This is a genomic window from Flavobacterium aquidurense, from assembly GCF_002217195.1.
Taxonomy (GTDB): Bacteria; Bacteroidota; Bacteroidia; order Flavobacteriales; family Flavobacteriaceae; genus Flavobacterium; species Flavobacterium frigidimaris.
Map to the genome: position 1 here is coordinate 61,811 of NZ_MUGR01000025.1, position 12,280 is coordinate 74,090.

A 12,280-nucleotide genomic window follows, 5' to 3' on the forward strand; every position below is an offset into this window, starting at 1 on the left:
CGGTCTGGCACATAGATTTATGTAAAATGTGAGATGCAAACTAAATAAGTTTTCCTCTCACATTTTTATTTTTTACTATTAACAATTTGCTAAAAAGTTCCTTCTGAACCTCCGCCACTAAATCCTCCGCCGCCATAATTCATTGGAGAATCCGGCACTTTGGCTTCTGGTTTCATACCAAATGCTGAGGCCACAATTAAAGCTTCGGCATTTAAAATAGCATTCGAATTATTAATTCGGTCCGGTTTAAAGGTCAATCCCGTTTCATTATCTTTTAGTTTTCTAATCGAAAAGTAAGCTATTGCAAATAACACTAATCCGCCCAGGGTCAGTGCTACTTCTATTGGCAAAACCGAATGATAGTATCGGACGGTATAAATTGAAAAACCAATAGCCAAAAAACTAGCCCAAAGCATGATTCTGTCCTTTGTTTTTAGTGCCTGAACTAAATACAAAACGGGTACTATGAACGTAAAAGCATAAAAGAAATAAGCAAACGGGATGTCATTTCCAGGAAGTATTTCGCTTCCTAATAATTCAACTGAAAGCTCTCTTACTACCAAATAATTACAGGAAAGATAAAATAATACCAAACAGTAGCTATTGGCAAATAAAAGACCTTTATAGTAATAATTTTCTTTTAGATTATTTATTATTCTTTTCGTAAAAAAGTAAAATAGCGCCGACAATAACATGGCAGCAAATGGTATCAGCATTTCTCCGATGGAACCAAACTCAAACATTCCGTAAAACACAACTGCAGAAGCTGCTATACAAAAAACCAATAAAGACAGCAAATGCAAATACCTTCTGTACATTAAGAAAGAAGCCATCGCCACAAAAACTGCAATATTCAGTTCATAACCTTCTGTTGTTATAGCGATAGCAAATCCTGTGTTTAATAATGCTCCTAAAATAAAAGCATCATCTAAACCATGTTCGTAATATTTTTGATGTCCGAGAAATTCTGCACCGGCAAAACCAATAATTGCAAAAAGATAGCAGCAAATACTAAAAAAAGTACTTTCAGAATTAGAACCTGTCAATCCTATTAATGCAATTACACCACATATCGACAAATACAAAAATGCTCCCAGCAGAAAGAATCCTAATCGTACTAAAATATTACTTTGCCTTTTAAAGGCCGGCAATTCTTTTTTAATGAGTACTTTTTGCTCCTTACTGATAAATCCTGCTGCTTCTAAAGCATTAGCTTCTTCAACTAAAGCCAAATTGTTTAATAAATTTTTATCGTATACTATCATGCTGCAATTTCTTTATTGAAGGTTTTAATCAATTTTATAAACAGTACTATTGAACCTATAAAATATACAGGAAGAATTAAAATAAATAATTCCCATATAGAGGAGAAATCAAGAGTATCACAAAGCCTGAACAAGAATATATTCAGACCAATATAAGCGTATACAATCATAAAAACATACAATGAAATTGCTTTAGTTTCGTAACTTACTTTATAAAAATAAAAAGTAGAAGCAGTCAGAATAAAGGCGAAAACGACCCAGATACCGTAATAATTATTGATTAGATTACTTATTGCTGCAATACTTATTATATGCAGAGCAAATGTGAGATAGATAATCTTAAAATGTGTTTTTAACTGAATTCGTGAACTGTAAATCGTCCACAAGATCAACAAAACCCCTAGCATAACTGCTGAATAACTTAGACTTCGATCGTAATAAAAACTAACGTTATGCAACAAATCCTGTGGTGTCACCGAAAGTCCGATATAGGCTGCTAAACCAGTAATTGCGATCGTTAGTACGCTTTTATTATCGAAATAATAAGCGCAAAAGAAACTGACGACGGTTGGAATTAGAGTAGCCAATCCGTAATGGGTTCCAAAAGCTTCATATTGAAATTGCAAATATCCTATAAAAACACATGTTAGAATATTAGCCGCCAGCACCAGATATTCTAAAACGGGATGTTCAAATGTAGTTTCCTGTTTTTGAAATCCTTTTGATTTTTTAAAACAGAAATAAAAACTAACCACAATCACAATTAATAACAACGAAAGGATCGCAATATGACCAATACTGTCAATATTATTATAAATTAAAACTCCAATTCCGGAAGTAAATAATAAAACAGACAAATAAAGAAATAACTTCAACTCTGCATTTAGCGAGAAAATATTCAAATTGCGATAAGAGGTTATTTCCTCATATTGATTGCCGGTTATCAGATTTCTTTCCAGCAGTGCTTTAGTAGCCTGATCATCAAATTTATTCATATTTATATCTATAAACGTACCAATCAAAAATAGTCTTTTTTTGTTGTAATAGAACCTTAACAGTAAAAATAAACTTACTAAACTATTTTTTGATTTTTCTTTAATCAGCTGTCATTATAATATTTTTGAAAAAAAATTGTTTATAAACATTATTAAACTAAATTCGTGTAATCGATTACATTTAAACTATCTCAACAAAAAACCACAAAATTGACTAATCAAAATGAAAAAAAACATCTTTTTGCTCTTTCTGGTACTGAGCATATCTAATCTTTTTGCACAAAATTATTATATGCCATCTCCTGAAGGTTTTGGAGCAGCAACTACCGGAGGCGGAAATGCATCTCCTGTTACGGTAACATCTTACAACGATTTAGCAGCAAAAATAAAGTCACCTGCGCCTGAAGTGATTTTAGTATCAGGAACAATCATAATACCAAGCGGTCAGCCAATCCAGCAAGTAGTTTCGAATAAATCTATAATTGGACTGCCCGGAGCAAAATTGATCAATGAAAATCAATCGAATCCCGGAGCCGGAATTTTGTATTTAAAGTCCGGTTCTGATAATGTTATCATCAGAAATCTTGTTTTTGTTGGCCCTGGTTCTTACGACATTGATGGTCAGGATAATTTGACGGCAGACTGTACCAATCTTTGGGTTGATCATTGCGAATTTCAGGATGGTCAGGATGGAAATTTCGATAATAAAGGAAAAACAGATAATGTAACCATATCATGGTGCAAATTTACTTATCTAAAAGCACCCAAATCAGGTGGATCAGGCGGAGCTGACGATCATAGTTTTAGCAATTTAATTGGTTCCGGCAAAAATGATTTTCCTGCTGATGGACATTATAGTATCACTTTTAAAAATTGTTATTGGGCAAATGGCTGCAAACAAAGAATGCCGCGCGCCAGAAATGCAGAAATACATATCCTGAATTGCTATTATAATACATCAGAATCAGGTTCTTTGGCTATTGGTTTGGGCGGAGGAGCAAAAAATGCAACTTGTTATGTTGAAGGAACTGATTTTGCAAAAGTAGATAAGGTTTTTAAAGAATACATCAGTACAGACGGCGGAACAGTTGGAATCGTGTTTGATCATTGCCGTAAAGGTCCAATGGATTTTGGTACGCCTGTAAAAAAACCGGATTATAACTACACCACTATTCCGCTTGGAAAAGTCGAAGAATATGTAGCGAATACATCTTGTGGCGCAGGAGCAACACTTCAGGTTAGTGCTACCGGAATTATATCCAGTAGCTGCAGCAACAAAAGCTAATTAACTCTTTTCTTTGCATAAAAAAACCGATTTGTATTTTGTACAAATCGGTTTTGTTTTTTTGATGTAAACCCTTTTAAAAAGCAGCTTGCATTTTGTCTTTTATCGCATTTAAACACAAGTTATTGATACTTCCCTCGTGTGTATGTTTTGTTTCTTTTGGAGATTGATAAGTACCTGCTTCCAATTGTTCTGCAACAGCTTTATAAGCATCTCTAAAAGGCATTCCGGCAACCACCATTTCGTTTAAGGTATCTACCGTAAAAAGGTAATCGTATTTTTTATCTTTTAAAATATTGTCTTTTACTGTAATGTCTTTTACTGAGAAAATCGCAATATCCAAACACGCTTTTAAGTTTTGAAGCGCAGGAAACAAACCTTCTTTTAAGAGCTGTAAATCTCTGTGATAACCACTTGGAAGATTATTCGTGATTAAAGTAATTTCGTAAGGAAGTGCCTGAATCTTATTGCATTTTCCTCTGATTAATTCGAATACATCAGGATTTTTCTTGTGCGGCATAATGCTTGATCCAGTAGTAAGATGCGCAGGCAAACTGATGAAATCAAAGTTTTGACTCATATACAGACAAACGTCCATAGCAAATTTTGAAACGGTTGCTGCAACACTGCTCATTGCAAATGCTACTGTTTTTTCTGCTTTTCCACGGCTCATTTGGGCCGCAACAGCGTTGAATTTTAAGGTTTCGAAACCTAGTTCCTCTGTGGTAAAAGTTCTGTTGATCGGGAACGAGCTTCCGTAACCTGCGGCAGAACCTAACGGGTTTTGATCTACAATTTTTAAAGCGGCGTTTAACATCGTTATATCATCAATTAAGCTTTCTGCATAAGCAGAAAACCACATCCCGAATGACGATGGCATTGCAATTTGCAAATGTGTATAACCCGGCAATAAAACATTCTGGTGTTTCTCTGCCGACTCCATCAACAAGTTAAAAAGCGTTTTTACCTGCTCTTTTAATGCTTTTAATTCGTCTTTTAAATACAAATGAACATCTACTAAAACCTGATCGTTACGGGAACGCGCTGTATGGATTTTCTTTCCGGCATCGCCAAGTTTTACAGTCAATAAGTATTCTATTTTTGAATGTACATCTTCAAAACTGTCTTCGATTTCGAAATTACCTTTTGCAACGTCAGCAATAATTTCGTTTAAAGCATCAACTAAAGAAGTGGTTTCTTCCTGAGTTAATAAACCAATCTGCCCAAGCATTTTAGCATGTGCAATTGAGCCTAAAGCATCATATTTTGCGAGAACCAAATCAAGTTCACGATCGTTTCCTACTGTAAAATGTTCGATTTGTTTGTCTGTTGGTATTCCTTTTTCCCAAAGTTTCATAACTTAGATTGTTAGACTGCTTAGATTGTTAGACTGTTAGACTGCTTAGATTTTTAGACTCCTTAGATTCTAGATTGCTTTTTTGTCTTTTATTTTCTAATTTATTCTAAATGTTGTCGTTTATACTCTTGGTTTTTCTAGCCCCGATAGTAGTGGAAATCCTTTTCTTTTTTTTCTTTAAAAAAAGAAAAGATTGCAACGGATAGCGGGAAATAGCTCCTAATCCTTCGACTTTGCTCAGGATGACAAGGATTATAATTATAATTTAAAAAAATCGGTTAGTATTTTGACATACAAATCGATTCCTTCTTCGATTTCGTTGGTGAAAATAAATTCGTCTGCTGAATGCGAACGCAATGTCTCTCCAGGCCCTAGTTTTAATGACTGGCAGCTTAAAACCGATTGATCTGAAAGTGTTGGCGAGCCATAAGTTGTTCTTCCTAAAGCGATTCCGGCTTGTACTAAACCGTGAGCAACCGGAATAGATGATGCATTTAGATGCATGGATCTTGGTGTTACTTCGGCATTTACACTGGCTTTTACTACTTCAAGTATTTCGGTATTTGAATAACAATCGTTTACACGAATATCTACTACCAAATCACATTCTGATGGCACTACATTATGTTGTTTTCCAGCATTAATCTGTGTTACAGTCATTTTTACGGGACCTAAAACATCTGATATTTTATCGAATTTATAGTTTTTAAACCATTCCATTACCGGAATTGATTTATAAAGAGAATTATCCTCGTTCTGGTGTGCGGCATGGCTTGCAGTTCCTTTTACTTTTACGTCAAGAACCAATAAACCTTTCTCAGCCACGGCCAATTGCATTAGAGTGGGTTCGCCAACAATTGCACAATCTAACTCCGGTAAATGCTTTAAAACACTGTTCAAGCCATTTTTACCGCTGCTTTCTTCTTCTGCCGAAGCTACAATTACAAGATTATGTGATAAATTTTGATTCTCATAAAAATGAACAAATGTCGCCAATAACGAAACCAGGCATCCTCCGGCATCATTGCTTCCTAAACCGAATAGTTTGCCGTCTTTTTCGATAGCTTGAAACGGATCGTTAGTATAAGCCTGATTGGGTTTTACGGTATCGTGATGTGAATTCAGTAAAAGTGTTGGTTTGTTTTCGTCGAAATATTTATTGAAAGCCCACACATTATTATTTTCTCTTTTGAAAGGAATTTCATTCTGATTGAACCAATTTTCTATCAAAAGGGCTGTTTGATCTTCTTCGCTTGAAAATGAAGGGGTTTCAATCAGTCTTTTCAACAGGGCTATGGCTTCTTTGGTAAGCGTTTGTATATTTTTCATTTCTTTTTAGGTACTGAGGTGCTAAGATTCTGAGGTTCTAAGTTTTTTCAAGCTTTGTAAAATTGCCATGTTAATCTTAGCCAGAAATTTTATTTGCGCAAATTTCTTAAATTAATATTTAAAAGCACTGTGCAATTCTATTTTTTTGCCACAGATTAAAGGATTTTCACTGATTTTTTTAATCCTTTAAGCTGTGGCATTATCTTTTATAATGTAATCGTCGTATGTAAAACATCTGGAGTTTGAAGCATTTTGTGATGCCCGATTTTGATTTTCTGAACACCTCTTGATAAACTGTTGAAACAATTATCCAATTTGGGAATCATTCCGGAATGGATTACTTTTTCTGCTTTCAGTTTGTTGTAAAGTTCTTCATTGATTGCTGTAATTACAGAAGAATCATCTTCTGAATCTTGCAAAACACCTTGTTTTTCAAAACAATATGTTAGCGTAACATCAAAAACTTCAGACAATGCAATTGATAATTCACTTGCAATGGTATCAGCATTTGTGTTTAATAATTGTCCGTTTTTGTCGTGTGTGATGGCGCAGAAAACGGGAACTATTCCGGCTTCAAGTAAAGTTGCCAATAACTTTGTATTAACCTGCTTCACATCGCCTACAAAACCATAATCAATTGTAGGATGATTTCTTTTTGTCGACTGAATCAAATTTCCGTCAGCACCTGAAAATCCCATTGCATTATTGTTTTTGGCTTGTAATTGTGCCACAACATCTTTATTGATTTGTCCTGCATAAATCATTACGACAACATCAAGCATTGGAGCGTCAGTGATTCTACGGCCGTCGATCATTTGCGGAACCAAACCAATACTTTGAGCCATTTTTGTAGCCGATTTTCCACCTCCGTGAACCAATACTTTATAGCCTTCAATTTTAGAAAAATCGGTTAAGAATTGTTCTAACTCGGTTGGGTTGTCGATGATGTTTCCACCTATTTTTATTACTGAAACTTTTTTCATGAGGTTCAAAGGTTCAAAGGAACAAAGGGACAAAGTTTAGATTCAGTTTGTAATAACCTCTGAACCTTTGCAACTTTGAGCCTAAGCAACTTTATTTATAACTTTTTCAAAATCTTTTGTAAAACTAATTGCGCTGAATACGTTCTGTTATTCGCTTGCTGAATTACAATTGAGTTCTCGCTATCAATAACCTCATCAGATACAATTACGTTACGACGAACTGGTAAGCAGTGCATGAACTTCCCGTTGTTAGTCAATGCCATTTTTTCGGCTGTTACCGTCCAGTTTGGATCTATGTTAGTTACTTTTCCGTAATCGTTGAAATTACTCCAGTTTTTTACGTAAACAAAATCAGCATTTTCGAAAGCTTTGTTTTGATCGTATTCTATTTTGCAGTCTTTTGTTATTTCAGGGCTCAATTCATATCCTTCAGGATGTGTGATTACAAAATCCATGTCTTTTTGCATTTGCATCATTTCTACAAATGAATTGGCAACAGCTTGTGGCAACGCTTTTGGGTGTGGTGCCCACGAAAGTACTACTTTTGGTTTGTGTTTCGTTTTGTACTCTTCCATCGTAATGGCATCTGCTAAAGATTGCATTGGATGACGAACGGCACTTTCCATATTTACGATTGGCACAGTTGCATGTTTCAAAAATCCCGAAATTACTGTTTCAGCATAATCTTTTTCTTTGTCTACCAAACCTGCAAAAGCACGAATAGCAATAATATCAAAGTATTGAGACACTACTTCTGCAGCTTCTTTAATGTGCTCTGAAGCTCCGGAATTCATAACGGCTCCGTCTTCAAACTCTAATGTCCAGCCTTCATTGGTAAAATTCATTACCATCACATTCATTCCTAAGTTTAGAGCTGCCTTTTGAGTACTCAAACGCGTTCTTAAACTTGGGTTAAAGAATAACATTCCTAAGGTTTTATTTTTCCCTAAGTCTTGATTTTTAAGTGGGTTCTTTTTGATTTTTAACGCACTTTTTACCCATTTTGATAATGAGTCGATATCTTGTATTGAAATATAATTCATGTTTTTTTGTTTTTATTCTTGCTTAGTTTAGACGCTGATTAAACTGATTCGCTTCGCGAAAACGCGGATTTACACGGATTTTTTATATTCTTATTTTTCTGCAATTCTCCAATATTTTCCGTTTAAATTCTGGTTTTGTTCCAAAATTAAAAAGCAAACCTACTTCACAATTTGTTCCTTTTAAATAATTTAAAATTTGATTTTCAAAGGCTGGAACTATACAATCTGCTGCCTTTAATTCTAATATAATTAAATCTTCCACAATCAGGTCGGCATAATATTGACCAACCTCAATTCCTTTATAATAAACTTCTATCTTTTTTTGAGCTTCAACTTTAAAACCTTTATTCTTTAACTCTAAATACATTGAATTCTGATAAACTCTTTCTAGGAAACCATGTCCTAATTCATTATAAACTTCAAAAAAAGTTTTAATAATAACATCGGATAACCCTTGATGCAATAATTTCATTTTTTTTTATTTTTGAACGAAATATACTACTTAAAAAGTAAATTCAAATATAAAATCCGTTTTTATCTGCGTTTTTGCGAAGCGAATCCGTCTCATCCGCGTCATAATCACACTATTTTTGTAAATGAAATTTCGTTCTGCAAAGCCTTTAGAATAAAATTATCGTTTAATCCGTTTACAATCCAGGTCTCAATATTGGCGGCTTTTGCAATTCCGGCGGCTTCAATTTTAGACTGCATTCCACCTGTTCCGTGTGAGGATTTTGAATCTCCGATTTCTTTTTCCAAAGTCTTTAAATCATTGACTAATTTTATCGTTTCCGGAATTTCATCATGAATGGAATCTTTGGTGTAAATTCCGTTTGTATTGGTAGCAATAATCAGAATGTCGACATTTAAAAGAACCGCCGTTAAGGCCGCTAATTTATCATTGTCTCCAAAGCGAATCTCATCTGTGGCAACGGTATCATTTTCATTAATAATCGGAATGTAATTATTCTCGACCAAAACGTTTATCGTATTGACAATATTTACTTTCGACTGGTCTTTTTCAAAATCAGAGTACGATAATAAACACTGCGAAGTCAATAATCCCAAATCGCTAAAATTCTCATGAAAAATCCGCATTAAATGAGGTTGCCCAATTGATGCCAAAGCTTGTTTTAACGCAATTTCTTTTCCCTTGCTTTCGAGTTTTACAAATTGTTTGGCAGCTGCAATAGCGCCTGAACTCACAATTACGAATTCGTAATCTTTGTTGAGAGCCGCGATTTGCATACCAATATCTTCAATCTTTCCCCGCGAAATATGATTGGTTTCTTTGGTTAATGTATTACTTCCTATTTTTAATAAAATCCTTTTTTTCATTGTTACTGTTTTTGCCACGAAGACGCTAAGGCGCTAAGTTTTTTTTAACCGCAAAGGGTGCAAAGTTTTTTTTATATTGTAAACGTTTATAAACGCTAAGTTCGCAAAGCTTTGTCTACAGTTAAATTCTAATTATGTAATTGACAAATTATCTCAATTACCTAATTTGTCCTTCTCCGTAAACATACCATTTATTCGTGACAAGATGCTGTAAACCTATTGGACCGCGTTGATGTAATTTATCTGTACTTATGGCTAATTCTCCTCCCAGACCAAATTGCCCTCCATCAGTAAAACGTGTTGAGGCATTTTGATAGACTGCAGCGGTATCAACGGCATCCATAAATTCCTGCGCTGCTTTATCGTCTCTGGTAATAATTACCGCAGAATGTCCTCCGCAGTATTTATTGATTTTCCCGATCGCATTTTCTTCAGAATCTATGGTTCCAATTACGATTTTGTAATCCAGAAACTCTTCGTACCAGATATCTTCGTTTTGAAGTGTCTCTGTATCTTCAAAGTTTCTCAAAGATTCATCAACGATTACTTCTACATTAAATTCTTTTAATTCTTCGATTAAAATTGCAGCGAAACCTTCAAAATTTGGCAGCTTAGAATCTATTAAAACTTTATCAACGGCATTACAAGCTGAGATTTTAGATGTCTTGGCGTTCAAAATTACTTTTAAAGCCAAATCAGTATCTGCATCTTTATGAACGTAAACAAAATTATTTCCACGTCCGCTTACGATAACAGGACAAGTGGCGTGTTGTTTGACAAACCCGATTAACTTTTCGCCTCCTCTTGGAACAATTAAATCTACTTTTTGAGTTGGTTTTTCTAAAAAAGCCTGAGTTTCTGTACGATTGAAATTCAAATACTCCACCCAATTCTTAGAAACTCCATTTTCTTCTAAAGCCTGATGCCATAAATCAACAATTTTCAAATTAGATCTTAAAGATTCCTTTCCTCCTTTTAATAAAATCTTATTTCCGGACTTAAAAGCAATTCCTCCTGCTTCAATTGTAACATCAGGACGGGATTCATAAATAATTAAGATTGTTCCAAAAGCTGCCGTTTTATTAATGACTTTTATCCCATTATCATGAGTAAAATGAAAACGCTCTACTCCAACAGGATCTTCCTGAGAAGCCAATTGGTTTAACGATAAAATCATCTCGTCGACTTTTTTATCATCTACTTTTAAGCGCTCTTCCATTGCTAAATCTGAGCCATCATAAGCGAGTAAATCCTCTTGATTGCTCAGAATTATTTGACTCCGCTCCTGCCCGACCAGTTTTGCCATGGAGCGCAAAACCAGATTGCGTTTTTCAATTGATAATGGGTTCATTTTTTTGGTTTAATTGGTTAATCGTTAATTCGTTTAATCAGTTAAATGATTAAACGAATTAATAGTATATGGTAAACTTAATTTTTAAGTTCTTCTAAACTTTCTTTTAAAGCTTTGACAAAAGTATCTATATCTGATTTTTTAACGGTTAATGGCGGCAAAATTCTTAACAGATTCTTGTTGTTGGCGCTTCCTGTAAAAATGTGTTTTTCAATAATTAGTTTTTTTCTTAAAGCAGCAACATCAAAATCAAATTCAACACCAAGCATTAATCCTTTTCCTTTTACTTGTTTGATTCCCGGAACTTCTTTAATTTTTTCTAAGAAATATTCATAAACTTCATTCACATTCTTTTGTAAATCAAGTTTTTCAATTATATCTAAAACGGCAATTCCTGCTGCACAAGACAAATGGCTTCCGCCAAAAGTAGTTCCTAATAATCCGAAACTTGCTTCAAATTTTGGTGAAATCAAAATGGCTCCAACTGGAAAACCATTCCCCATTCCTTTTGCAACTGAAATAATATCAGCGTTGATTCCGTGATGTTGAAAAGCAAAAAACTTTCCGCTTCTTCCGTATCCAGATTGTACTTCGTCTAAAATCAAAACAACATCATGTTTTTTACATGCTTTTTCTAAAGCCTGGAAAAATTCTGTCGTTCCCTGATCTAAACCTCCAACCCCCTGAATTCCTTCGATAATTACAGCTGTAACATCTCCTTTAGCCAATTCAGCTTCAACCAGTTCGATTTGGTTTAAAGGTAAAAAAGTAACAACTTGCTGTGCATTAATTGGCGCTACGATTTTTTTATTATCTGTAACGGCAACAGCAGCAGAAGTTCTTCCGTGGAAAGAATTATCAAAAGCTACAACTCTTGATTTTCCGTTATGGAAAGAAGCCAATTTTAAAGCATTTTCATTCGCTTCAGCTCCGGAACTGCATAAAAACAATTCGTAATCTTCTAATCCTGAAAGTTTACCTAATTTCTGAGCCAACTCTACCTGCAAAGGATTCTGAATAGCATTCGAATAAAATCCTAAATGGTCTAACTGATTTTTTAATTTGGCTACATAATCAGGTTGCGTATGGCCAATTGAAATCACACCATGTCCGCTATATAAGTCTAAATATTCTACTCCATTATTGTCTGTAATTGTGCAATCTACTGCTTTTACAGGAGTGATATCGTAAAGTGGGTATACGTTAAATAAATTCATGTCTATTTTGTTTTTTTGTTTCATGTTTCATGTTTCAAGTTTCGCACAGAACGTGAAAACTTGCACTAAAACTTGAAACTATTGTTAAGCTTCCTGTTTCTTGTTTCAAGTTGCGTA

11 protein-coding genes are annotated in these 12,280 nt (G+C 34.5%); 1 reads left to right on the plus strand and 10 read right to left on the minus strand.

Annotation, left to right across the window (positions count from 1 at the left end; genetic code table 11):
* Positions 1-89: 89 nt before the first annotated feature.
* Entirely contained in the window at positions 90-1,265 is a 1,176-nt protein-coding gene (locus B0A67_RS13705; protein WP_072963999.1) for a hypothetical protein, read from the minus strand.
* Positions 1,262-2,260: a DUF2157 domain-containing protein gene (locus B0A67_RS13710; protein WP_072963997.1), complete on the minus strand. Its 999-nt coding sequence runs from the start codon at positions 2,258-2,260 to the stop codon at positions 1,262-1,264. The genes B0A67_RS13705 and B0A67_RS13710 overlap by 4 nt, the downstream gene beginning before the upstream one ends.
* 223 nt (positions 2,261-2,483) lie before the next feature.
* Here B0A67_RS13710 and B0A67_RS13715 point away from each other — a divergent pair, with 223 nt between their 5' ends.
* On the plus strand, positions 2,484-3,545 hold the full coding sequence (locus B0A67_RS13715; RefSeq protein ID WP_084074618.1) for a pectate lyase family protein: 1,062 nt from the start codon (positions 2,484-2,486) through the stop codon (positions 3,543-3,545).
* Between the two features lie 76 nt (positions 3,546-3,621).
* Here B0A67_RS13715 and argH read toward each other — a convergent pair whose 3' ends face one another.
* From argH to B0A67_RS13755, 8 genes are all read right to left on the minus strand, one after another.
* Positions 3,622-4,902, minus strand: a complete 1,281-nt coding sequence (gene argH, locus B0A67_RS13720) for an argininosuccinate lyase (protein ID WP_072963993.1) — start codon at positions 4,900-4,902, stop codon at positions 3,622-3,624.
* Between the two features lie 258 nt (positions 4,903-5,160).
* Positions 5,161-6,231: a M20 family metallo-hydrolase gene (locus B0A67_RS13725; protein ID WP_072963991.1), complete on the minus strand. Its 1,071-nt coding sequence runs from the start codon at positions 6,229-6,231 to the stop codon at positions 5,161-5,163.
* 206 nt (positions 6,232-6,437) lie between these two features.
* Positions 6,438-7,214, minus strand: a complete 777-nt coding sequence (gene argB / locus B0A67_RS13730; RefSeq protein ID WP_072963989.1) for an acetylglutamate kinase — start codon at positions 7,212-7,214, stop codon at positions 6,438-6,440.
* Positions 7,215-7,309: 95 nt separating this feature from the next.
* On the minus strand, positions 7,310-8,257 hold the full coding sequence (locus tag B0A67_RS13735) for an N-acetylornithine carbamoyltransferase (protein ID WP_072963988.1): 948 nt from the start codon (positions 8,255-8,257) through the stop codon (positions 7,310-7,312).
* A gap of 82 nt (positions 8,258-8,339) precedes the next feature.
* Positions 8,340-8,729 (minus strand): GxxExxY protein, encoded by a 390-nt coding sequence (locus tag B0A67_RS13740; protein WP_072963986.1) that lies wholly within the window; start codon positions 8,727-8,729, stop codon positions 8,340-8,342.
* A gap of 107 nt (positions 8,730-8,836) precedes the next feature.
* Entirely contained in the window at positions 8,837-9,595 is a 759-nt protein-coding gene (gene proB / locus B0A67_RS13745) for a glutamate 5-kinase (protein ID WP_072964110.1), read from the minus strand.
* A 157-nt stretch (positions 9,596-9,752) separates the two neighbouring features.
* On the minus strand, positions 9,753-10,946 hold the full coding sequence (locus B0A67_RS13750; RefSeq protein WP_072963984.1) for a glutamate-5-semialdehyde dehydrogenase: 1,194 nt from the start codon (positions 10,944-10,946) through the stop codon (positions 9,753-9,755).
* A 77-nt stretch (positions 10,947-11,023) separates the two neighbouring features.
* Positions 11,024-12,163 (minus strand): aspartate aminotransferase family protein, encoded by a 1,140-nt coding sequence (locus B0A67_RS13755; protein ID WP_072964108.1) that lies wholly within the window; start codon positions 12,161-12,163, stop codon positions 11,024-11,026.
* Positions 12,164-12,280: the final 117 nt, after the last annotated feature.